General features: G+C 42.8%; 25 protein-coding genes. 22 read left to right on the top strand and 3 right to left on the bottom strand.

Translation table 11 applies throughout. The features are described from left to right. Positions 1–4 precede the first annotated feature (4 nt). The 14 genes from xerD to lysA all read left to right on the top strand — a co-directional run bounded on the left by xerD (position 5) and on the right by lysA (position 14,466). Positions 5–898 carry a site-specific tyrosine recombinase XerD gene (gene xerD, locus ABE28_RS14635; protein WP_064463171.1) on the top strand — a complete coding sequence of 298 codons (894 nt, stop codon included), beginning with the start codon at positions 5–7 and terminating at the stop codon, positions 896–898. Between the two features lie 298 nt (positions 899–1,196). After that, positions 1,197–2,384, top strand: a complete 1,188-nt coding sequence (gene deoB / locus ABE28_RS14630) for a phosphopentomutase (RefSeq protein ID WP_064463169.1) — start codon at positions 1,197–1,199, stop codon at positions 2,382–2,384. Between the two features lie 15 nt (positions 2,385–2,399). After that, the gene (locus ABE28_RS14625) at positions 2,400–3,212 is read left to right on the top strand and encodes a purine-nucleoside phosphorylase (protein ID WP_064463167.1); all 813 of its coding nucleotides are present in this window, start codon (positions 2,400–2,402) and stop codon (positions 3,210–3,212) included. A gap of 61 nt (positions 3,213–3,273) precedes the next feature. Continuing rightward, on the top strand, positions 3,274–4,578 hold the full coding sequence (locus ABE28_RS14620; protein ID WP_064463165.1) for a pyrimidine-nucleoside phosphorylase: 1,305 nt from the start codon (positions 3,274–3,276) through the stop codon (positions 4,576–4,578). A gap of 541 nt (positions 4,579–5,119) precedes the next feature. Further along, a complete protein-coding gene (locus tag ABE28_RS14615; RefSeq protein WP_064463163.1) occupies positions 5,120–6,286 on the top strand; it encodes a D-alanyl-D-alanine carboxypeptidase family protein in 1,167 nt (388 codons plus the stop codon). A 129-nt stretch (positions 6,287–6,415) separates the two neighbouring features. Further along, positions 6,416–6,766, top strand: a complete 351-nt coding sequence (spoIIAA, locus tag ABE28_RS14610; RefSeq protein ID WP_064463161.1) for an anti-sigma F factor antagonist — start codon at positions 6,416–6,418, stop codon at positions 6,764–6,766. A gap of 1 nt (position 6,767) precedes the next feature. After that, the gene (gene spoIIAB / locus ABE28_RS14605) at positions 6,768–7,208 is read left to right on the top strand and encodes an anti-sigma F factor (protein WP_057914309.1); all 441 of its coding nucleotides are present in this window, start codon (positions 6,768–6,770) and stop codon (positions 7,206–7,208) included. A 13-nt stretch (positions 7,209–7,221) separates the two neighbouring features. After that, entirely contained in the window at positions 7,222–7,989 is a 768-nt protein-coding gene (sigF, locus tag ABE28_RS14600; RefSeq protein WP_064463159.1) for an RNA polymerase sporulation sigma factor SigF, read from the top strand. Between the two features lie 308 nt (positions 7,990–8,297). Further along, a complete protein-coding gene (locus ABE28_RS14595) occupies positions 8,298–9,587 on the top strand; it encodes an NCS2 family permease (RefSeq protein ID WP_064463681.1) in 1,290 nt (429 codons plus the stop codon). 165 nt (positions 9,588–9,752) lie between these two features. After that, entirely contained in the window at positions 9,753–10,349 is a 597-nt protein-coding gene (locus tag ABE28_RS14590; RefSeq protein WP_373921348.1) for a stage V sporulation protein AA, read from the top strand. Then, complete coding sequence (locus ABE28_RS14585) at positions 10,339–10,761, top strand: stage V sporulation protein AB (protein WP_064463155.1); 423 nt, start codon at positions 10,339–10,341, stop codon at positions 10,759–10,761. Before ABE28_RS14590 ends, ABE28_RS14585 begins: the two co-directional genes overlap by 11 nt. Positions 10,762–10,801: 40 nt before the next feature. Then, positions 10,802–11,407, top strand: coding sequence for a stage V sporulation protein SpoVABEA (locus ABE28_RS14580; RefSeq protein ID WP_064463153.1), 606 nt, complete (start codon positions 10,802–10,804; stop codon positions 11,405–11,407). Beyond that, positions 11,388–12,848, top strand: a complete 1,461-nt coding sequence (locus ABE28_RS14575; RefSeq protein WP_373921347.1) for a spore germination protein — start codon at positions 11,388–11,390, stop codon at positions 12,846–12,848. The genes ABE28_RS14580 and ABE28_RS14575 overlap by 20 nt, the downstream gene beginning before the upstream one ends. Positions 12,849–13,137: 289 nt before the next feature. Next, on the top strand, positions 13,138–14,466 hold the full coding sequence (lysA, locus tag ABE28_RS14570; protein WP_064463150.1) for a diaminopimelate decarboxylase: 1,329 nt from the start codon (positions 13,138–13,140) through the stop codon (positions 14,464–14,466). A gap of 130 nt (positions 14,467–14,596) precedes the next feature. Here the strand turns inward: lysA and ABE28_RS14565 are convergent, their stop codons facing one another. Next, a complete protein-coding gene (locus ABE28_RS14565; RefSeq protein ID WP_064463679.1) occupies positions 14,597–15,457 on the bottom strand; it encodes a DUF1002 domain-containing protein in 861 nt (286 codons plus the stop codon). Between the two features lie 567 nt (positions 15,458–16,024). On the opposite strand from ABE28_RS14565, the gene ABE28_RS14560 reads away from it, so the two are divergent. Then, positions 16,025–16,369 carry a GNAT family N-acetyltransferase gene (locus ABE28_RS14560; protein WP_064463148.1) on the top strand — a complete coding sequence of 115 codons (345 nt, stop codon included), beginning with the start codon at positions 16,025–16,027 and terminating at the stop codon, positions 16,367–16,369. 28 nt (positions 16,370–16,397) lie between these two features. Here the strand turns inward: ABE28_RS14560 and ABE28_RS14555 are convergent, their stop codons facing one another. Beyond that, the gene (locus ABE28_RS14555) at positions 16,398–16,934 is read right to left on the bottom strand and encodes a DUF309 domain-containing protein (protein WP_064463146.1); all 537 of its coding nucleotides are present in this window, start codon (positions 16,932–16,934) and stop codon (positions 16,398–16,400) included. A 142-nt stretch (positions 16,935–17,076) separates the two neighbouring features. Then, a complete protein-coding gene (locus ABE28_RS24595; protein WP_072273196.1) occupies positions 17,077–17,169 on the bottom strand; it encodes a YjcZ family sporulation protein in 93 nt (30 codons plus the stop codon). Positions 17,170–17,385: 216 nt separating this feature from the next. Here ABE28_RS24595 and ABE28_RS14550 point away from each other — a divergent pair, with 216 nt between their 5' ends. The 7 genes from ABE28_RS14550 to ABE28_RS14520 all read left to right on the top strand — a co-directional run bounded on the left by ABE28_RS14550 (position 17,386) and on the right by ABE28_RS14520 (position 23,454). Beyond that, positions 17,386–18,153, top strand: a complete 768-nt coding sequence (locus ABE28_RS14550; protein WP_064463144.1) for a segregation/condensation protein A — start codon at positions 17,386–17,388, stop codon at positions 18,151–18,153. Beyond that, entirely contained in the window at positions 18,140–18,733 is a 594-nt protein-coding gene (scpB, locus tag ABE28_RS14545) for an SMC-Scp complex subunit ScpB (protein WP_064463143.1), read from the top strand. The genes ABE28_RS14550 and scpB overlap by 14 nt, the downstream gene beginning before the upstream one ends. Positions 18,734–18,775: 42 nt before the next feature. After that, positions 18,776–19,192 carry a hypothetical protein gene (locus ABE28_RS14540; protein WP_064463141.1) on the top strand — a complete coding sequence of 139 codons (417 nt, stop codon included), beginning with the start codon at positions 18,776–18,778 and terminating at the stop codon, positions 19,190–19,192. 22 nt (positions 19,193–19,214) lie between these two features. Then, positions 19,215–19,703 (top strand): YpuI family protein, encoded by a 489-nt coding sequence (locus ABE28_RS14535; RefSeq protein WP_064463139.1) that lies wholly within the window; start codon positions 19,215–19,217, stop codon positions 19,701–19,703. Positions 19,704–19,823: 120 nt separating this feature from the next. Beyond that, positions 19,824–20,699 (top strand): superoxide dismutase, encoded by an 876-nt coding sequence (locus ABE28_RS14530; RefSeq protein WP_064463136.1) that lies wholly within the window; start codon positions 19,824–19,826, stop codon positions 20,697–20,699. A 433-nt stretch (positions 20,700–21,132) separates the two neighbouring features. Beyond that, positions 21,133–21,696, top strand: a complete 564-nt coding sequence (ahpC, locus tag ABE28_RS14525) for an alkyl hydroperoxide reductase subunit C (RefSeq protein WP_061144331.1) — start codon at positions 21,133–21,135, stop codon at positions 21,694–21,696. Positions 21,697–21,807: 111 nt separating this feature from the next. Next, the gene (locus ABE28_RS14520; protein WP_064463134.1) at positions 21,808–23,454 is read left to right on the top strand and encodes an FAD-dependent oxidoreductase; all 1,647 of its coding nucleotides are present in this window, start codon (positions 21,808–21,810) and stop codon (positions 23,452–23,454) included. Positions 23,455–23,607: the final 153 nt, after the last annotated feature.

Here is a 23,607-nt window from a genome sequence, read left to right as displayed (position 1 = left end):
GACTATGGAAAATCAAATCAGGGATTTCATTCATTTTTTAACGATTGAAAAGGGTCTTGCCAAGAATACGCTCGTTTCCTATGAGCGCGACTTAAGATCATACTGGAACTATTTGATGGAAGTTGAAACCATTGACGACTGGAACAGTGCACGGCGTGTGAACATCCTGCATTTTCTCGTACATTTGAAGGATCAAGGGAAATCATCGAAAACGGTAGCCCGTCATATCGCCTCGATTCGGTCTTTCCATCAATTTCTTCTAAGGGAAAAAGTAACAGATCAGGATCCTTCCATACATATAGAAACGCCAAAACCGGAGCGTACCTTGCCGAAAGTGTTGAGCATGGAAGAGGTTGAAGCGTTATTGGAAGCTCCGAAGATGATGGACGAATTCGGTTTGCGAGATAAGGCGATGCTTGAATTGATGTATGCGACGGGTATGCGGGTCAGTGAGTTGATCTCCATGGATGTGAGTGATGTTCATGCATCGATGGGGTTTGTCCGCTGTGTCGGGAAAGGAAATAAAGAGAGGATCATTCCGATTGGACAAACGGCATTGGGAGCCATCGAACATTATTTGGAGGGTTCCCGAGGAAAGTTGGCCAGCCCGAAGCACAGGACGGATTCGCTTTTTTTGAATCATCATGGCAACAGGCTGACAAGACAGGGTTTTTGGAAGATCCTCAAGAAACTTGTAAAATCGGCCCATATAGAAAAAGAAATCACGCCGCATACGCTAAGGCATTCTTTTGCGACACATCTTTTGATGAATGGGGCTGATTTACGTGCCGTCCAGGAGATGCTTGGACATGCGGATATTTCGACAACACAAATATATACACATATAACCAACGTTCGCATAAAGGATGTATATTCAAAATTCCATCCGCGGGCATAGAAGAATAGTAGAATGATAGAGCGGTTGCTTCCTACCTGCAGGTCAGGCAGGGGAAGCAGCCTTTTTCCAGTTGGTGCTAGGAGCGGAAAGTTCGCTTGGCATTCCTGGTGATTCACATCGTCACTTCGTTGGTTTTTTTGAAATATATTATTTGTCTCCATCTAGGTAATCGTTTACAATGTAGAGAGGTCAGACTTCTGACGTTCTCGCTATTTGATTTTTTTATAAGAGTAACTAAGCAGGTTAAGGGTAAGATAAAGAGTATAAAAAGCGATTTACTATTTTAGGAGGAATGAGCATGGAAGGGAATTCAGCGTTTAAACGTATATTTGTAGTGGTTATGGATTCGGTCGGAATCGGCGAAGCACCTGATGCGGATTTATTCGGCGATAAAGGATCCGATACACTCGGACATATTGCTGAAGAGATGAATGGATTGCACATGCCGAATCTCGCAAAGCTCGGTTTAGGCAATATCCGTGACATAAAAGGAATCGATAAAGCCCAGCAACCTCTCGCATACTATACGAAAATGAAAGAGGCATCAACAGGAAAAGATACGATGACTGGGCATTGGGAAATAATGGGGCTGAATATCTCCACTCCGTTTAAGGTATTTCCAAATGGCTTTCCTGAATTATTGGTCAATGAGCTTGAAGCGAAAATGGGCCGTGGAATCATAGGAAATGTACCGGCAAGCGGCACGGAAATCATTGAAAAGCTTGGCGAAGAGCATATGAAGACGGGCGCATTGATCGTTTATACATCAGCTGATTCCGTCCTGCAAATTGCTGCACATGAAGATATCGTTCCAATCGAAGAATTATACAAGGTTTGTGAAATTGCACGTGAAGTGACAATGGCCGATGAGTACAAGGTTGGCCGTGTGATAGCGAGGCCTTTCACTGGTGAACCGGGCAGCTTCAAAAGGACGCCTAACCGCCATGATTATGCGTTGAAGCCTTTTAACCGGACGGTGATGGATGAATTGAAGGATTCCGGGTTTGATGTACTGGCAATCGGGAAAATCTCGGATATTTTTGATGGAGAAGGCGTGACTGAATCACTAAGGACTGTATCCAATATGGATGGAATGGATAAGTTAATCCAAACGATAGACCAGGACTTCAAAGGACTAAGCTTCCTTAACCTAGTCGACTTCGATGCTTTATACGGCCATCGTCGCGATCCAGAGGGCTACGGTAAGGCACTGGAGGAATTCGATGCCAGGATGCCGGAAGTCCTTGAAAAGCTTAAAGAGGATGACTTATTGATCATCACTGCCGATCATGGAAATGACCCTGTACATGAAGGAACCGATCATACACGTGAATTTGTTCCATTATTGGTCTACTCCAAACGTTTCAAAGAAGGCGCCGAGCTTTCAGTAAGAGATACATTTGCTGATATCGGGGCGACAGTTGCTGCTAATTTCGATGTGAAAATGCCGGCATTCGGGGAAAGTATGTTAGGCGATTTAAAATAAGGGGGAGAGAAATAGATGTTCAATAAAATAGAGACAGCTGCAGCATTCATAAAAAACAAGATAGATGGTTCTCCGGAAATAGGATTGATTCTTGGTTCTGGGCTGGGAGTATTGGCAGATGAAATTGAAAATCCGATCACGATTCCCTACCAAGACATCCCGGAGTTTCCGGTTTCGACTGTTGAAGGGCACGCGGGTCAGCTTGTCATTGGCCAATTAAGCGGTAAAAAAGTGGTAGCCATGCAAGGACGCTTTCACTTTTATGAAGGCTACTCCATGGAGAAGGTCACTTTTCCTGTCCGTGTGATGAAACTTCTCGGTGTGGAGCAGTTAATTGTAACGAACGCTGCCGGAAGCGTTAATGAAAGCTTCGCACCTGGCGATTTGATGCTTATTACGGATCATATCAATTTCATGGGGACAAACCCGCTGATTGGTCCTAATGAGAATCGATTCGGGCCAAGGTTCCCTGATATGTCAGAAGCGTATAGTAAAGACCTTCGTGCAAAAGCTAAAAAAATCGCATCTTCACTTAATATGGATATTAAGGAAGGCGTCTATGTCGGGAATTCCGGGCCGACTTATGAAACACCTGCAGAAGTGAAAATGGCAAGGATCCTTGGAGGGGATGCGGTGGGAATGTCAACCGTTCCGGAAGTCATCGTGGCTAGACATAGTGACATGTCGGTCCTCGGAATTTCATGCATCACCAATATGGCTGCAGGCATTCTGGATCAGCCTTTGTCACATGAAGAAGTAATCGAAACAACTGAAAAGGTGAAAAGCAGTTTCCTGGAATTTGTTAAGCAAATCGTTAAGGACATTTAAACCGATCAAAAAATACAAGTGCACCTGAAAATAGGTGTCATTAAGAAGTGGGGATTCTAATATGAGAATGGTAGACTTAATCGAGAAAAAGCGTGATGGAAAGGCCCTTTCAACAGAAGAAATACAATTCATTATCAAAGGCTTCACGGATGGAACGATTCCTGATTACCAAATGAGCGCCTGGTCGATGGCTGTTTATTTCAAAGGAATGAATGAGCAGGAGCGTGCTGATTTAACGATGGCAATGGTCGAGTCGGGTGATCAAATCGATTTATCGATGATTGAAGGAATCAAGGTCGATAAACATTCAACAGGCGGTGTTGGCGATACGACGACACTAGTGCTTGGCCCATTGGTTGCTGCGGTAGGTGTTCCTGTTGCAAAAATGTCAGGACGCGGACTTGGCCACACGGGCGGTACGATCGATAAGCTGGAATCCGTTGCAGGTTTTCATGTTGAAATTGAAAATGATGAGTTCATTAGACTTGTGAATAAAAACAAAATCGCCGTTATCGGACAAAGCGGGAACTTGACCCCAGCCGATAAAAAACTGTATGCGTTGCGCGACGTAACAGCCACTGTCAATAGCATCGGTCTGATTGCTGGCTCGATCATGAGCAAGAAAATCGCCGCTGGTGCAGATGCTATCGTGCTTGATGTTAAAACAGGTGCAGGGGCTTTCATGAAAACTCTTGCCGATTCAGAAGAATTGGCGCATGCAATGGTGAGCATCGGAAACAATGTTGGAAGAAACACGATGGCTGTCATCTCCGACATGAGCCAGCCGCTTGGTTACGCAATCGGAAATGCCTTAGAAGTGAAGGAAGCGATCGATACGCTTAAAGGAGAGGGACCGGAGGATTTAACGGAACTTTCATTAACACTGGGAAGCCATATGGTTTACCTAGCTAAAAAAGCGGATTCATTGAAAGAAGCAAGAACGTTGCTTGAAAATGCGATCAAAGATGGATCTGCACTTAATTCGTTCAAAATTTTCTTGGAAGCACAAGGAGGCGATGGATCGGTTGTTGATCATCCGGAAAAACTTCCGCAGGCCGCTTATACTTTTGAGCTGGAAGCGAAAGAGGACGGCTATGTATCGGAAATCATCGCGGATGAAGTGGGAACCGCAGCCATGCTTCTAGGTGCCGGCCGGGCGACGAAAGAATCTGAAATCGATTTGGCAGTCGGGCTTGTACTCCGTAAAAAAATTGGGGAAACCGTAGCAAAAGGTGAATCCCTTGTAACGATTTACAGCAACTTTGAAGATGTTTCCAAAGTGAAGGAAAAATTGTATGAAAGCATTGCGGTTTCAAAAGCGAAAGTTGAAAAACCGACATTGATTTATAAAGAAATTATGGAATAATGAACATTTTCCAAAATATCACTGTAGACAAACTCGATAACAATTGAGTTTGTCTACAGTTTTTTTAGGTTTTTGGACCATTTCAATCCAATCCACTTTGCGCAGAATTCGATGCACAGCCTGAACTCGCGAGTAACGCTCCAAAATGATCATGGAACGCATCAACACGAGCATTTTGCGAGAAACGCGCATGAAACTGTCGAGTTAAGACCCAAACTGCGTGTGAAAAGCGCGAAATTTACGAAAAACCCGAACTCGGATGAAACTGTGCGTAGTTCCATTCCACTGCAGGCGCTCCTGAGCCTCCCCGGCACTCGCTCCTTCCTTTCAACGTTCGTATTTGTGTGAATCCCATTTGCTTTAATTTGACCTTTCGGCTCTACGATACGTAGCTTTTCATGGGCGATCAGGGTGAGCAGAGGGAAAGCGATATCGCCACTATGATTTCTTCCGTCTGGTGATAATTCAAAATTGCTCTTTATTTGTATAAAAATGGGTTTTGTGGAAAAAATAAATGATATAAAGATTGGAGGGTATGGAGATGAAGCGGGTTCTTTCTCTATTTTTAACTGTATTTATAGTAATAAGTTTTGGCAGCCCACATACAAAGGCAGCGGAAAATAAAGGAGTGGACTTGGCAGCGAATGCTAAATCCGCTATTTTGATTGAACGGGATACAGGCACTGTTCTCTATGATAAAAATTCTGATGTTCGTCTTTCACCGGCAAGCATGACCAAAATCATGACGATGCTGCTAATCATGGAAGCCATTGATAAAGGCGAGCTTAGCATGAAGGAAAAAATCAGGACGAGCGAGTATGCAGCATCGATGGGGGGATCCCAAATATTCCTCGAGCCAGGTGAAGAAATGACCACAGAGCACATGCTCAAAGGCATTTCTGTCGGTTCGGCGAATGATGCCTCGGTGGCGATGGCTGAACGTCTTGCCGGATCGGAAGAAGAATTCGTAAAGAAAATGAATGAAAAGGCAAAGGAACTGGGGCTGAAGAATACGAAGTTCCAAAACGCAACGGGCCTTCCAGTTAAGGATCACTACAGTTCTGCTCATGATATGTCGATCATGGCGAAGGAACTATTGAAATACGATATGATTACAAGGTTCACGGGTACATATGAAGATTATCTCCGTGAAAATACCGATAAGAAATTCTGGCTCGTCAATACGAACCGATTAGTGAAATTTTACCCTGGGGTGGATGGGTTGAAGACAGGATTCACGAATGAAGCGAAGTACTGTTTAACGGCAACCGCAAAAAAAGGGAATATGCGGGTCATTGCCGTCGTATTCGGAGCTGCTTCCCCTAAGGAACGAAACGCCCAGGTTACGAAGATGTTAGATTACGCATTTTCACAATACATCACCTATCCAATTTATAAACGCGGTGAGGTGTTAGGGGAAACGAAGGTAAGCAAAGGCAGTAAGAAATCGGTGATTGGTGTGACAAGCGAGCCGATCTCGGTTTTGACGGCAAAAAACGGAACGGCAAAAGACTTTACGAAAAAAATCACGCTTGATGACAATTTGAAAGCCCCGATTCAAAAGGGTGATGAAATTGGTACGCTTGAATTGAAGAAAAACGGCAAGGTGTATGTGAAATCACCGATTGTTGCGAAGGAACCGGTTAAAAATGCGAGCTGGTGGCAATTGTATAAACGGGCTTTCGGCATGTTTACCCAAGCGAAATAAAAAAAATGTCGCAATGTTTGGTAATAAAACTAATTTAGGCGAAACGGCACTAGTTTTGCCAGTAAGAAGGAATCGGCAGGTGAAAAAGAGAATTTGACTCTTATAAGACAGTGAAGGAGGCTGTATATAGTGAGTCTTACGATTAATATGGAGGCGAAGAATCGCGTATTGTGCATTCGTCTCAAAGGTGATTTAGATCATCATACAGCAGAAAAATTGAAAAATCAGGCTGAGGCAGCCATTCAAAAGCACAACATTCAGCATATTATCCTCAACATGGAAGAATTGCATTTTATGGACAGTTCTGGGCTCGGCGTCATATTAGGGCGTTATAAGCAGGTAAATAAAAAGCAAGGTGAAATGGTGGTCTGTGCAATTTCTCCAGCAGTAAAGCGGTTATTCGAGATGTCAGGGTTGTTTAAAATTGTTAAAATGGAACTATCCGAACAAAACGCTTTGCAAAGACTGGGGGTTGCCTAATATGAAAAATAAAATGGAAACGAAATTTTCTGCACTAAGCCAAAATGAATCTTTTGCCAGGGTGACTGTTGCGGCTTTCATCGCCCAATTGGACCCGACGATGGATGAATTGACGGAAATCAAGACGGTCGTGTCTGAAGCGGTTACGAATTCGATCATTCATGGATATGAGAGTGACCCGGAAGGCTGGGTATACATTTCAGCGGTCATCGAAGGCGATACGGTCGAATTGACGATCAGGGATGAAGGATTGGGCATTGAGGATGTCGAGGAGGCTAAACAACCGTTGTTCACGACGAAACCGGAGCTTGAACGTTCTGGCATGGGATTCACCATTATGGAAAACTTCATGGATGAAATCAATATCGTATCCCATAAGGGTGAAGGCACGATCATTCGATTAAAAAAGCACTTAACTACAAGCAGAGCTTTGTGCAATTAAGGGAGACTTGCATATGGATGTGGAGGTTAAAAACGAGAAGGGTAAAAAAGGCCAGCCCCATTTAAAAGATGAGGAATTGAGGAGTTTAATCCAACGCAGTCAAAGCGGTGACCAAGACGCAAGGAACTTGATCGTCAATAGTAATCTTAGGCTTGTATGGTCAGTGGTGCAAAGGTTCCTCAATCGAGGTTACGAACCGGATGACCTTTATCAAATTGGCTGTATTGGTCTGTTGAAGTCCGTGGATAAATTTGACTTATCGTTTGAAGTGAAATTCTCTACGTATGCTGTGCCAATGATCATTGGTGAAATCCAACGCTTTATCCGTGATGACGGAACGGTAAAGGTGAGCCGGTCCTTAAAGGAAATGGCAAATAAAATCCGCAGGGCGAAAGAGGAACTTTCCAAGACGTATGGCCGTGTCCCCACTGTCAATGAACTGGCGGAACATCTTGAGTTATCGCCTGAGGAAATCATCATGGCCCAAGAAGCTAGCAGGAGCCCTTCATCCATCCATGAAACGGTCTACGAAAATGATGGTGATCCGATTACGCTTCTTGATCAGATTGCCGACAATAATGAAACATCATGGTTCGATCAAATCGCTTTGAAAGAAGCGATCCAAGAATTGAATGAACGTGAACGGCTAATCGTTTTTCTGAGATATTACAAAGACCAGACACAATCGGAAGTGGCTGCGAGGCTTGGTATATCGCAAGTTCAAGTATCCAGGCTTGAAAAAAAGATTCTTCAGCAAATGAAAAACCACATGAATCAGTGATTCATGTGGTTTTTCATTTTTACTGGAGATAAATCTCGCTTTTGGAAAAAAGTTAAAGTGCTCGCCCTCCCATCATCCGGGAAGGATAAAAAAATATGAAAAATTCACTGTCGAGCAAATTTTTTTATTGAATTTCGTATTAAAAACGAATATTATAGTAAAGGTCGCGTTTTTCATTCGTTTTTTTGTTCGTTACATGAATGATTCCAACAGAAAAAGCGTCGTTGCAGTACAATTTTAGGACACCAAGTCTTCGCATGCAAACGGTTGTCGGTGTTTCCTTTAGATCTGGAGGTCTAAATATGTTTATGGAAAAGTTTTTCTCCCTGAAAGAAAATGGGACGGATGTCCGTACGGAAGTCATGGCGGGTGTTACGACATTTTTGACTATGGTTTATATCCTTATTGTGAATCCAGCTTTGCTATCTTCAATCGGTATCCCCTTTGAACAGGTTTTCATGGCAACAGTCATATCAGCAGTCATCGGAACCCTTCTTATGGGGCTGGTCGCAAAATACCCGATTGCGATAGCGCCGGGTATGGGTTTGAATGCTTATTTTGCTAGCGTAGTGGGGGCGCAGGGCCTCTCCTATCAGACCGTATTCGGGACTGTCTTCATCGCAGGCTTGCTATTTTTATTAATTAGCGTGACAAGCTTGCGTAAAATGATCATTGACGCCATTCCTAATTCCTTAAAGTATGGCATCACATCAGGAATTGGTTTATTCATCGCGTTTATCGGTTTGAAAAACGCAGGTATCGTCGTACCTAATGAATCAACGATGGTGACTCTTGGTGACCTGCATCAGCCAGGAACCGTTTTAGCGTTAGCTGGCTTGTTCATTACCTTGATTTTAATGGCGCGCAATATCAAAGGAGCCATTTTCATTGGCATGATCGTTACGGCCATCATTGGCTATTTCATCGGTTTGCTCGATTTCAAAGGCATCTTATCCGTGCCGCCTACACCGGTATTCTTTGATATTGATATAGCTGGGGTGTTCACTCATTCTTTATATTCGGTTGTTTTCGCCTTTTTACTTGTCACGATCTTCGATACGACAGGTACCTTGATTGGTGTGACGGAACAGGCTGGGCTTACGAAGGACGGCAAGATCCCTCGAGCCAAGAAAGCGTTTTTGGGTGACGCCATTGCTACGACAGTCGGATCCTTGTTTGGTACAAGTCCTTCGACAGCTTACGTTGAATCGAGTACAGGAGTGGCTGCAGGCGGACGTACGGGATTAACGGCTACAGTGGTGGCAATCTTGTTCGCTGCATCGATTTTCTTTTCTCCGTTAATATCTGCAATTTCATCTGTTGCAGCGATTACTGCTCCCGTTTTGATTATCGTCGGATGTTTCATGATGGAGGGCTTGGCAAAAGTCAATTGGAAAACGTTCGATGAAGCATTTCCGGCTTTCGCAATCATTTTGACGATGCCGCTTACGTCGAGCATATCGACTGGGATTGCAATAGGTTTCATTACGTACCCCCTTATGAAGCTATTTAGTGGAAAAGGGAAATCGGTTCATCCGCTCATTTATATTTTCGGAGTGATCTTTATGGTGCAACTCATTTTCTTCCCTACCCATTAATTACGAAAAAGACATGCTGTCGTTGCAGCGTGTCTTTTTTTTTGTAATTAGTAATATTTGGACATAGGTCACTTCCTGCATTTTCAATCTGTTTCCAATCCATACTACTAGTATAAGGAAATAAAAGGTCGGGATGTGATGAACGTGGCAGTTGTATATATCAGGATGAGGAACCGTGTACAAGTAAAGGGAAATCAGACGGTGAGGATAAAAGATATAGCAAGGATAATCGGCCCTGAAGATGAGATACGAATGATTGAAGAAATCTTGTTACTGACCGTCAAAAAGGAAGATAGGAGTATCATCGTCATCGATTTGGCCCAAGTGATCATGGCCATTCGAAAAGTGGACCCAAGTATTGAAGTGGAAACCTTCGGACCATCCCAAACGATCATTGAAATCATACTCACAAAAAAGAAAATGTCATTTCTCACCTTTGCATTAGTCTGGTTCCTGCTGTTCATTGGCGGTGCGATGACCATCATGAATTTTCATGTGGATGTCAGCATGGGGGAAGTGCATCAAAAAATCTTTACGATCATAACGGGAAAAGTGGAGGAAAAGCCTTTATTGATCCAAATTCCTTATAGCTTTGGTCTTGGGATAGGGATGATTTTATTTTTCAATCACTTCTTTAAAAAACGCTTCAACGAGGAACCTAGTCCGCTCGAGGTTGAAATGTTCAACTATCAGCAGGATTTGGATCGTTATGTCACCATGAATGAAAACAAGGAGAATGTGCGTCATCTTGATGACAGGTAGAATCATCTTTGGCATTTTTGCCGGTTTAGCAGGTGGTTTCGCGACTGGTGCAGGTTTTGTAGCGTTTTTAACTGTACTTGGGGTGATTCCGAGACTGACTCAGCTGACAAAAACAATGAAAATGATCCATTACTACGAAGGAGCCATCATTGCCGGTGTTGTCGCTGGAACATGGTTCGGACTACAAGAAACCGAGTTTTTCCTCCCGCAAGTCCTATTGATTCCGATTGGTTTGGCTGACGGGGTCTTTAATGGGATGCTTGCAGCTGCCTTGACTGAGGTTCTCAATGTTTTCCCCGTTTTATCAAAGCGAATCGGCATTCAGGAGAAAATCATTTATCTGTTAATGGCACTCGTTTTGGGGAAGATAGCAGGGTCGTTATTTCAATGGATTTATTTTGTCGATATGTAAGTTTTTTAGGTAACTATTCCTGATGAAAGGTAGGCCCAAGATGGTGACCAAACGAAATGTGATATTGATTACGGATGGAGATGAATATGCGAAACGGGCCGTGGAACTTGTAGCCAAGGAAATTGGCGGGCGATGTATCTCGATGTCCCAAGGAAATCCATCACGATATACGGGCTTGGAGCTAGTTGAATTGATAAAAAGGGCGAAGCATGATCCAGTGTTGGTCATGTTTGATGATAGTGGTTTTATCGGCGAAGGATCCGGTGAACAGGCGCTGAAAGTGGTTGCCGGACATCCTGATATGAATGTCCTTGGTGTGATAGCCGTCGCCTCAAAGACTAGAAGGGAAGAATGGACCAAGGTCGATGTCTGTATCGACCGGGATGGGAATTTGACACCTAATGGCGTCGATAAATACGGTGCCGAGGAATTCGAGCTGGGAAAGATCACAGGAGATACGGTGTACTGCATCGACGGATTGCATGTCCCGATCGTAGTGGGGATAGGGGATGTAGGTAAAATGTCCCATCAGGATGATTGTAAAAGGGGTTCGCCCATCACGAAGCTAGCGGTGGAAATCATATTGGAAAGGAGTGGTCACGATGTCTTCAGAAAAACCGCAAAACATGAAACCGATTCCGAATAAGGTAGCGGAAGTAGACGCCTTCATGGAAGAGAAAGTGGGTCTTGGCGTCAGCTTTGACTTAGGCGTAAGAAGGATAAAGGTGTTAAAAAAAGATGTGCATCTCTACTATATAAACGGATTGACGGATACGGAGTACATCATCGAAATCCTTGACTCGCTAATCCATAATAAAAACACGGAAATCGTCACGACGAAAATTTTCGAAGTTGTAAAAGGTTTGCTCGTACACCAGTCCGTTGAAGAAATAAGTACGATGGATGAGCTTGTCGATCAAGTATTATCCGGCTTGATCGTCATCGTTATCGACGGTAAACCAATTGGATTGGTCGTGGATGTGAGGAGTTACCCAGGACGGCAGCCTGAAGAACCGGATACGGAAAAAGTCGTTCGCGGTTCCAGGGATGGTTTTGTCGAAAACATCATCGTGAATACGGCGATAACGAGACGAAGGATCCGGGATGAGCGATTACGCTTTGAAATGCTGCACGTTGGTGAACGCTCCAAAACGGATATTTCGATTGGCTACATTAAAGGTATTGCTGATCCCGATTTGATCGATATCGTTCGTAAGGAATTGGAAGGCATTGATGTGGACGGATTAACGATGGCTGATAAAACGATCGAAGAGTTCATCGTCAAACAAGGATATAACCCATATCCGCTTGTGCGCTATACCGAGCGTGCTGATGTTGCGGCTACACACTTACTTGAAGGGCATGTCCTGATTTATGTGGATACCTCCCCAAGTGTCATCATTACCCCGTCGACCCTTTTCCATCATATGCAGCATGCCGAGGAGTATCGGCAGGCACCCGCTGTTGGAACGCTCGTGCGCTGGACACGTTTTTTCGGGATTTTCGTTTCGTTATATTTGCTGCCGATTTGGTTGTTGTTTTGTTTGGAGCCATCGCTTCTGCCGGAGAAGTTCGAATTTATCGGACCTAACGAAAAAACACATATTCCCATTGTGGTACAAATCTTCATTTCCGATATCGGGATAGAATTTCTGAGGATGGCAGCCGTCCATACCCCGACGCCGCTTTCGACCGCCATGGGCTTGGTTGCGGCAGTGCTCATCGGGCAGATTGCAATAGACGTCGGCCTATTTGTCCCTGAGGTGGTCCTCTACGCTTCCGTGGCGACAATCGGCACCTTCGTTACTCCTAGCCTGGAACTTGGTGTGGCGAATAAAATCTCCCGTCTGATGCTGCTCGTGCTGGTCGCATTATTTAAAGTGCCTGGGCTGGTCATAGGCATCACTCTCTACATCATTTTATTGGCTAGCATAAAAGCTTTAAATACACCGTATTTATGGCCGCTTATCCCATTTCAACCTAAGGCCTTGTCACATATACTATTCAGAAGACCTTTTCCAGGATCAGTGGAACGTCCAAGTATTGTGCATCCGCAGGATAAATATAGGCAGCCTAGAAAACCTTAAGGTTGATGTTGTCGAAAAGTTGTGGTAATTTAATTTTATTCGATAAAGCGGTAAAGTTGAGGATCACAAACAGATGGAGGCATCATGACTCTTTGACGTTAAATCAATCTGGCTTTCCCTTCGAACTACTGAGCAGTCATAGATAACAATATTTAAATGGGATGATCGATTGATTCGGATGAGGCTTGTCGATATGGAGAACCCTTCACGTACTTCAGGAGCTTCTTTTTTGGAGGCTGCCTCATTTCTAATTAATCTTTAGTTTCTAAGTCAGGAAGGTGAAGCTATCATGCATTTGTACGGAACCAGTGGTGTCAATGAGCGTGGACATCTGGAGATTGGCGGAGTGGACACGATCGAGCTGATCGAGCAATTCGGGACACCATTATATGTTTATGATGTAGAGCTAATACGTGAACGAGCAAGAGGATTCAAAAGGACCTTTGAAGAATTGGGAATACCGGCACAAGTTGCTTACGCAAGTAAAGCCTTCTCTTCGATTGCCATGATCCAGTTGGCTGACCAAGAGGGGCTTTCTCTCGATGTTGTCTCGGCAGGGGAATTGTATACGGCAATCAAGGCGGATTTCCCAACTGAACGCATTCATTTTCATGGAAACAACAAAAGTGAAGAAGAGCTACATATGGCTTTGGATCATAAAATTGGCTGTATCGTAGTCGATAATTTTTCAGAGTTGGTGCTGTTAGAAGAAATTTGTACAAACCGTGAACAAAAGGTGAAAATCCTTCTTCGTGTTACACCAGGAATCGAAGCCCATACCCATGATTATATCTTGACAGGGCAAGAAGATTCCAAATTTGGTTTCGATCTCATTAATGGTCAAGCGGAAGATGCCCTTAGACAAGCGCTGCAGAGCGAATGGCTGGAGGTTCTCGGCCTGCACTGCCATATTGGCTCGCAGATCTTTCAAACGACAGGCTTCCTGCTTGCTGCACGGAAAATCATCGGCAAGCTGGATAGTTGGCATGGTTCGATAGGGTATCAGCCGAAGGTTTTGAATCTCGGCGGTGGCTTCGGGATTCGCTATACGCAGGAAGATGACCCGCTGCCGGCTTCTCAATATGTTGAAGAAATCGTTAGGGAAGTGCAGAATTTGGTTGCCGATACAGATTTGCAAATGCCTGAAATCTGGATTGAACCTGGCCGTTCATTAGTCGGGGATGCCGGTGTCACTTTGTATAAAGTCGGCTCTGAAAAGCAAGTGCCGAATGTCCGTAAATATATTGCGGTTGATGGCGGCATGAGTGACAATATACGTCCCGCGCTTTATGAAGCAAAATATGATGCCATTTTAGCAAACCGGCCGCTTGATCCTGTAGAAGAGACCGTGTCCATCGCTGGTAAATGCTGTGAAAGCGGGGATATGCTGATATGGGATTTGCCTTTGCCGAAAGCCGGCCGCGGGGATGTGCTGGCCGTCTTTTGTACAGGTGCATATGGGTATTCCATGTCCAACAATTACAATCGAATTCCAAGACCAGCCGTCGTCTTCGTCGAAAATGGGGAAGCCAGGCTTGTCATCAAACGTGAGACGTTCGAAGATCTTATTTCTTTGGATTTGGCGCTTCAGGAAGCAGCTGTTACGAATAAAGAATGAAAAATAATGATCGTTGCTCTCAAACTGTAGGGAAACTCGATGATAACGGGGTTTCTTTACAGTTTTTTTTTAGTTGGAAATCAAAAAAATGCTTCGGAAGATAGACCATTCCGAAGCATTTTTAATAAAATCAGTTAAAGAGTGATTTTATTGCATCTATTAAACTGCTGAAGACTTCTTTAAGTTTATCCAGAAATGATTGACCCTCTTCGGATTCAAGAAAATTGGATAGCTTATCTTTTGCTGCAGTAAGCTGATCGCCGACTGCGTTCCAATCAATATTCAATTCTTTCAGCTTATTGAATAAGTCAATAAGACTTTGAACTTGGGCATCATTCAAGGAGATTCCAAGATCTTTCGCCGAAGATTCGACCACATCGCGTACTTCTTCGGTATTGGCAGGGGGATTTTCAGCCATTTTTTCTTTAATTTTCGTTACCAGTGCCGAAGCTTCCTCGGTACCGATTTCATCGCCCAACTTAGCCGTTTTCACCATTTCTTCATTGGCGGCCTGCTTCACGTCCTCTGGGATTTTCTTATCGGAAGAAAGCTCATATGCTTTAATGACACCAGTCAAAGCTGCTGTACCAGAAACGGGGATAGGTGCCGTGACATAAACGGTGGCATCCTTCACTCCAGCAGTGGCCAGGGCATTGATATACATTTCATCGGTGACCCAGTTAATGTTTTTCGACTCGAGTTTAAGACCTGTGCCTTTTTCCTCCAATGTAATGGCGGAAGAGGAAATCGCTTTTGTACCAATTAATCGGCTGGCGATATAATCTCCTAGGTATTCATGCTCCTCGGCGTTCGTAACCGTTAGAACCTCTACATCATTGGGGGCTTTCATTTCCGACAGAATCATATTCTTTTGTTCTTTTGACAAATTTTCTCCTAGAGTGACGATCATTTCGCCAACAGCTGCATCGGCAAAAGCCTTATATGGCAGTAATAGACATAATAATATGGTCAAAATGACCCATTTATTCATTTTTTTCATCGTAATCCTCCTTAACATTTTCCTGCTGAATTCGAATCTTTCATTTAAAGGGATGCGCTTTAAATGAAGATTCATAGTATTGGACGAAACAAAGGATAAAAAAGATACATATTTTTATAAAAAAATATTCTCCAGGCAAAAGACCGTCAATGAATTCTAAAAGACACGGCCATATCTTTTATCCCCTTTGTGCCCGACATGAACGAAGAGCACTTTATCAATGTAGTAAAATCGAAGCAAGATTGCAAGGGATATTTGTCAGATTGTGTTAAGTTATAGTAAAATGAATGCGGTATATCAATATTGGGACCGTTCATAAAGGGAGTAGGGAATGACGAAACGCAATCACGAGCTTCACTAATGATGTTTGCAACCGCTTTAATTTGGGGAATCGTATACTGGCTGTTTATCGCGTAGTACATAGCACAAGGCACGTCCATAAATCAAGTGCTTAAAGTGATGTTGAAACGAATGAGGTTTTTATGTATGATGGAAATGTTATAAATTCAAAGCGAATCAGGTAGATAATAAAAACGTTATTCAGTAACGAGGGATATTATGTTGATTAAGTATAAGAAAAGCTATGAGAAGTTTGCCATGGGATTATTATCTTTCATGCCAAATGAAAAAGAGATAAAAGTGCTCCGGAATACCATGAAGAATTATGAAACGGATGAAAATCTGCAGTTGTTTCTGTGGAAAGATGAAGAGATTACAGGCTTGATCGGAATTGAAGTTTCTCAACATGAGATTGAGATACAGCATATATCTGTAAATCCATCCTTTCGGAAGCAAGGTATCGGTAAAACGATGGTCAGGGCTATTAAGGAGCAATACCCTGACAAGGAATTGAAGGCAAACGAGTTTACGGAGAGCTTTCTTGACCGGTGTGAAGAGGTCTGAGTGGGTAAGTGAGAATGGAGGGCCACCCTTAAGGGCGGTCCTCCATTCTTGTTTGTCGCAGGGATAGTTGCCTGGCCCTTTCGGAAATGACATCCGATCGATCGCGGATTAGATGCTTATCGATTAATGCTGCATTCCCCATGTCGCTCTTGCTGCACCATATGTATCCTTCCTTCAAGCAAATGAAACGGCATTTCTCGATCAATCGTTGATCGGCAATCGGAAGGTTGATGCTTTCATATGGGCTCTCGGTTAACATCCTTTGATGGACCTCGCCGAGTATGTTCATCAGCATTTCGGGATCAAGTCCCAACTTGAGGAGCTCAGGCTTTTTAGCCTGAAGATTTGCAACCGCTTTTGCCAGGGTCCGTGCAGCCCCTTTTTTATTTCCCCTACGTTCATGGTACAGGGCAACGGCTATTTGGATGAGGCCGACCCAATGGGAGTCACGCTCCTTTGGGGCGATTTCCTTCCAATATTCCTCAAGAATTTCATGACATTCGAAGTAATCCCTTGAACCGTGGAAATGGACAAGGAAAGAAAGGTAGTCTTCCGCGTATTTCATTAGGAGTCCCCCTTTTATTTTGATGAATCACCTAAGGAGATTAACAATCGCATTGTTTCTGTCTAAGTGTAGCATAGAATTTTTTCTTGGAATATAAAGAAAGCCGATTGCTAAGCAATCAGCTTGATTCATCAGCCTTCCATTAACACCAAGAAGCACCGACGATTACTAACAAAATGAACAATACTACGATAAACGCGAATCCGCCGCCGTTTCCGAAACCACCTGCACCCATAATGAGTACCTCCTTTGTTCTGCTATTCTTACATTCCTAGGTTATGTTGGTTTTAAGAAAGTGATTGGGCAAAAACCCAATTGTTTAAAATCCGTTTAAGAACATTTTAAGTACCAAAATTATTATTATTGGATAAAGGACAGCAATCCACTATACTTGAATAGTAAAAGAAAATAGGCCTTATCTAGGCCAATTAGATTTAAATGGGGTAATTTAATGGGTTATAATATAAAAATTGATGCGTTCGAAGGTCCAATGGATTTACTCCTGCATTTGATTAATCGCCTCGAAATAGACATCTATGATATTCCGATGGCTGATATTACAGATCAATACCTAGGTTACATCCATACGATGCAGCATCTTGAATTGGATGTGGCCAGCGAATATTTGGTAATGGCTGCAACATTGCTTGCCATCAAGAGTAAAATGCTTCTGCCGAAGCACGAAGATGAACAATTGATCGATGAAGATGGGGACCTATTTGAAGAGGATCCACGGGATGAGCTTGTGGAGAAACTATTAGAATATAAAAAGTATAAAAATGCCGCTGAAGAGTTTAAAGGGTTGGAGGAAGAACGCAGCTTGATGTTCACGAAACCTCCAAGTGATTTATCGGTGTATGCCAAAGAGGCGGAAAGCGATAAACAGGAATTGAATATAAGTCTATATGATATGTTGGGGGCCCTGCAAAAACTGCTCAGGCGGCAAAAAATACAAAAGCCGCTTTACACGAAAGTGACGAAACAAGAGATATCGATAGAAAAGCGGATGGATGAAATTTTGTTGGAGCTACAATCGATTAAAGGAAAGAAGAGTTTCTTCGAACTGTTCCCTGTCCCGGTTAAAGAACATATCGTCATCACCTTTATGGCGATGCTGGAACTGATGAAGCTGAATGAAATCATCGTTGAACAGGAAGATAATTTTTCCGAAATCATGATTGGAGCAAAGGGAGGTGTAGAGACAGTTGGAAGTTATTAATTGGAAAGGGATTTTGGAGGCATTGCTGTTTGCTGCTGGAGATGAAGGGCTCTCCGTCAAGCAGATCGCTTCTGTACTCGATATAACGGAATTTCAAGCAACGGACATCGTTGAAGGGTTGAAGGAAGAATATGTAGAGGATATACGCGGGATCCAGGTAATTGAAATTGCAGGTGTCTATCAAATGACAACAAAAAAGGAACACTCTGAATATTTGAAAAAACTTGTAGAAACATCAAGCACCCAGGGCTTATCCCAGGCAGCTTTGGAAACCCTTGCAATCATTGCCTATAAGCAGCCGATTACAAGGGCTGAAATCGATGAAATTCGCGGTGTGAAAACAGATCGACCAATCCATACACTCGTCACGAAGGTACTGATTAAAGAAGTCGGCCGTGCGGAGGGCTCGGGCAGGGCTTATTTATATGGGACGACAAAGGAGTTTTTGGATTACTTCGGTCTCAATTCCATTGATGAGCTGCCGCCTCTTACCGACCATTCGGATGAAGGCTTTGAAAATGGTGAAGCGGATTTATTTTTTGAAAATTTCAGCAAACAATCGAATAACATTTTCCCTTGAATTGTGATAATATAGAAAAAAATGAATGCGGGGGGATTGCAGGTGAGAATTGTTGCATGCAATGGATTTGAGCTTGAAAAGGAAAAGTCGAATTCGCCTGAGGAATTTTTTAATCGATCCGTTATACAATACATAAAGGATGGAAAAGAAAAATCATTGAATGTACTTTACCTTCGTTATTTTGACGAGATGGTCATGCATCGGACTCCCTATCCTGCCAATCCCATATTCCAAACCCCTAACAGGGAGATTTACATGGTTGATATCATTGCTCTGGTCTGTCTACTTAAAGACCCAAGTTTGGTTAACCGAAAACGTATATATATAAATTCGGAAAAAGAGTTAGCTGGTTATTTCGAAAATATCGATTTTCAAAAATTGGAGAAAGTGTTTATATCGATTGACCAAGCTAAACCATATGATATAGAAACAGCTTTTGACTATTATATTCAATCTTGATCATTTTGAGGAGGGTTCACGGTTGGGGAATACATTGGTAAAATCTCAGCTTGAGGATGTAAAAAGCTTTTTAGAATTGACAGTGGCTCAGCTAGAAGAATTCATGAATGAGACGACCTATTCTAAACTGCAAGAGGAAAAAAGCGGCGATGAAATGTATTATAAAGGTGTCCTTTCCAGTTTAAGAAGAATGCTTGTAAGTTGTGAAGAGGGCTTGGAAGCTTGCCAAATCGTCCTGAAGAATGAAAACTTCAATAAAGCAGCAGCTGAAAAAACGCTTTATAGAGTCTATCACCAATGTATCGAAGAATATTTTTCCCCAAAATCTGATCGTTGGTTCGAGGATAGCAGATCGGCTTATACAGGAAAGAACTCGATAAAGTTTCACAAAAGTGTACCAGATAGCATCATAGTGATTCTGAAGGCAGTCGAAAGCGGTTTTCAGAACATGCGTGAAGAGTTGGAGTTTTATGAAACGGATTACCGCACGAAAATGTTACAGTCAAGATGAAAAAACAGCAAGGCTTACAGGCCTTGCTGTTTTTTTATTCTTAAAATGGAATCTCCGCGTAATCAAAACATAAAATACGTTGATGATTTATGTGCAATAAGGCTACAAGGAGGGTGAAAGATGTCTGATGTAAGAGAGTATGTTAAAGAGGTAAGTGATTGGATTGATGAAATCATGATATACCTCGAAAAGATCGATATAAAGGATTCGCGATTGCTGTCAAATATCGAACGGCTTTCCCAATGGACCAAGGATTTGGATGAGGAAGAAATGGATTATGATGATATGGTCGTGATTGAAGAAGAAATGTCGCGGGTTTATGGAGAAATTGAGGAAATAGCTTTAGAACTCAGGAGCAAGGATAGGCAATCCGTCCCGATCGGAAAACATACACTGCCGCCATTACCTTATGCCTATGAAGCACTAGAACCGACGATTTCAAGGGAAATCATGAGACTTCATCATGATAAGCATCATCAATCCTATGTTGATGGTCTGAATAAAGCGGAGCTAATGATGGAAAAAGCGAGGGAAACGAAAGACTATGCCTTGCTGAAGCACTGGGAAAAGGAAGCAGCCTTTCATGGGTCAGGTCATTATCTTCATACATTATTTTGGGAAGAGATGACTCCAGGAGGAGGCGGGCAGCCAAAGGGGGATATACTTAAACAGATAGAGAAGGATTTTGGAAGCTTTACAGCTTTTAAAAGCCATTTTAGCGAAGCGGCCAAACAGGTTGAAGGTGTTGGCTGGGCGATATTAGTCTGGGCACCTAGGGCGCGGCGGTTGGAAATCCTTCAATCGGAGCTGCATATGGTCCTCACCCAATGGGATACGATTCCGATCCTTGTACTTGATGTGTGGGAACATGCCTATTACCTTCAATATAAAAATGAACGCGCCAGCTATGTGGATAAATGGTGGGATGTCGTAAACTGGCCGCAAACGGCGGCGAGGTTCTCCGAGGCGAAGAAGCTTATCTGGAAAAAACAATAACGGACACTACCTAAAGGGAGTTGGGAACGCAAATTGAAGGAACCGGGCCGTAATGGTCCGGTTTTTTTGCTTGATCATGTGGAAGAAGAATCATTTAGGGGGAATATGGAAATGTTATTAAGGAATGGCTTGGCGTGATTGTGGGTCTATTGATTCTCATTTGGGAATTGATATTAATTGAAAAAGGAGGCAAAGATGACTTTTGAAATAATGATTTTGAGTTTCAATATTACCTTGAGATAGTATTAAAAATCTGAAGAATGAGCTATTTTAAAGTATGTCAGGTAAATGAAATTAATAAATATATATCAATATATAAACTGTGACTAAATTGTGAACTCGAAAATTATTAAGGGATATTTATTGACTAATTTCTATTTAATAATTATTATAAATAGGAGCAGATAAAAAAAAGCTATTGGAGGAATTTAATATGTCATTGATTAATAAACAAGTTGAAGATTTCAAAGTACAAGCTTACCATGCAGGAGAATTCAAAGAGGTTACACTTGAAGATGTTAAAGGAAAATGGGCTGTCTTCTTTTTCTACCCAGCTGACTTCTCATTCGTATGTCCTACTGAATTAGCGGACCTTCAAGATAACTATGAAACATTCAAGGAAATCGGCTGTGAAGTATACTCCGTTTCCACTGATACTCATTTCAGCCATAAAGGATGGGCGGATGCTACAGATACAATCGGCAAAATCCAATATCCGATGTTAGCTGACCCAGCAAACGTATTATCCCGTCAATTCGGCGTATTGATTGAAGAAGATGGACTGGCACTACGCGGTACTTTCATCGTAAACCCAGAAGGGCAAATCAAAGCATATGAAATTAATGACCTAGGAATTGGCCGTAATGCAGAAGAGCTTGTTAGAAAAGTACAAGCTGCACAATTCGTAGCAGAACATGGAGATAAAGTTTGCCCTGCTAAATGGACTCCAGGTGAAGATACACTTGAACCAAGCTTAGACCTAGTAGGAAAACTTTAATTTTTATCGGGTCGAATTTAATGCAAAAGGCACTTACCTAAAATAAGTGCCTTTTGTTTTTCAATATAATCGGTTTGGCACGGAATTAATATACAGCAAGGAGCACAAAAAATGAAAAACATATATGATTTACTGATTATTGGCGGTGGGCCTGCAGGCCTCTCAGCTGGCGTTTATGCAGGGAGAGCTAAATTGAAGACCATCATCCTTGAAAAAGGAACTGGCGGCGGACAAGCTGCCACGACATCGGAAATAGCGAACTATCCCGGTATCCGCCATATTTCCGGACCGAGGTTAGTGGAAGAAATGAAGCTTCAAAATGAAGATTTTGGCGTCCAATTCGCAAAAGCTGACGTTACGGGCGTCGATTTCTCCGGTGAGGTGAAAGTCGTTAAAACACTTGGCGGGGACTACAATGCGCGTGCCATCATCATCGCAACAGGCGCTTCACCGAGAACACTTGGATTTCCCGGTGAAGAGGAATTTACCGGACGCGGGGTAGCTTATTGCTCCACGTGTGATGGGGAATTCTTTGATGGGTTGGAAGTTTTCGTCATCGGTGCTGGATATGCAGCTGCCGAAGAGGCCATCTTCCTGACTCGATTTGCTACGAAGGTTACAATCATTGCCCGGGAATCAAACTTCACGTGTGCCCCGTCCATCATCGATAAGGTAATGGCCAATGATAGGATTGAAGTGAAATTCAATACAGAAATCCTTGGTGTATATGGAGACGGGATGATTCAAAGTGCCCGCTTTATCAATAACAAGACCAAAGTGGAATTTGAATATATGGCGAAAGAAGAAGACAACACGTTCGGTGTATTCGTATTTATTGGATACGAGCCGAAAACGGAAATCTTCCGCGGTCATATTGAAATGGACCATGCTGGGTACATTCTTACGGATGATGATATGAAGACGAATGTGAATGGTGTATATGCGGCTGGTGATTTAAGGCCAAAATCCCTGCGCCAGATTATCACGGCTGTTTCTGACGGTGCGATTGCCGCAACGGATGCTGGCAAATATATCGCCGAGGAAAAAGATCGCTTAGGCATCAAGGACGAGCCTGAGGCTGAAAAACCGGTGAAGAAAGAACAAGCTGCCGTCCCAACAGGGAAGAGCGCATTATTAAGTGATGCATTACGGGGCCAATTGAAGGGAATCTTCGGTAAAATGGAGAGTGATGTCACATTGGTTTCCATCGTGGATGAAAGTTTGCCAAAATCGGTCGAATTGCGTGACTTCCTATTGGACGTTGCGGAATTAGGTGACAAGCTTCATCTTGAATTGTACGTAAAGGGTGAGAACAAGGAAATCGAGGAAAAAATCAATGCCGATAAATTCCCTGTCGTTTCCCTCCTGAATGCGAACGGTGAATACAGCGGCGTCAAATATCATGGTGTACCAGGCGGCCACGAGTTGAATTCGTTCATTTTGGCTATCTATAATTTAGCTGGTCCAGGTCAGGCTTTGGATTCAACCGTATTGAATTCAATTAAGGGAATCAGTAAAAAAGCGAACATTAAGGTTATGGTTTCATTGGCCTGCCATTACTGTCCAGATGTTGTAGTCGGTGCACAGCGCATTGCGATCGAAAACCCTAATGTTGAAGCGGAAATGGTCGATATCAGTAATTTCCAGGAAATTAAGAAGAAATATAAAGTCATGAGTGTCCCGGCTATGATCATCAATGATGAAGAAGTCGTATTCGGTGCCAAGAAAATCGATGAAATCGCTGCATTATTAGTATAATAGAACGATAATTCGATAGGGGGTTTCCTCTATCGTTTTTTTATTTGCCTCTGTACTTGAAAAAGCGAAATCCACTGCGGTTTTAATTCTTTTATTCATAACCCTTGTCCCTTTGCATAAACTTGTACAAAAACAAGTAAAGAGACGAGGGGG

Source organism: Peribacillus muralis (genome assembly GCF_001645685.2).
Classification (GTDB): Bacteria; Bacillota; Bacilli; order Bacillales; family DSM-1321; genus Peribacillus; species Peribacillus muralis_A.
This window is presented reverse-complemented; position numbering and strand designations above follow the sequence as displayed.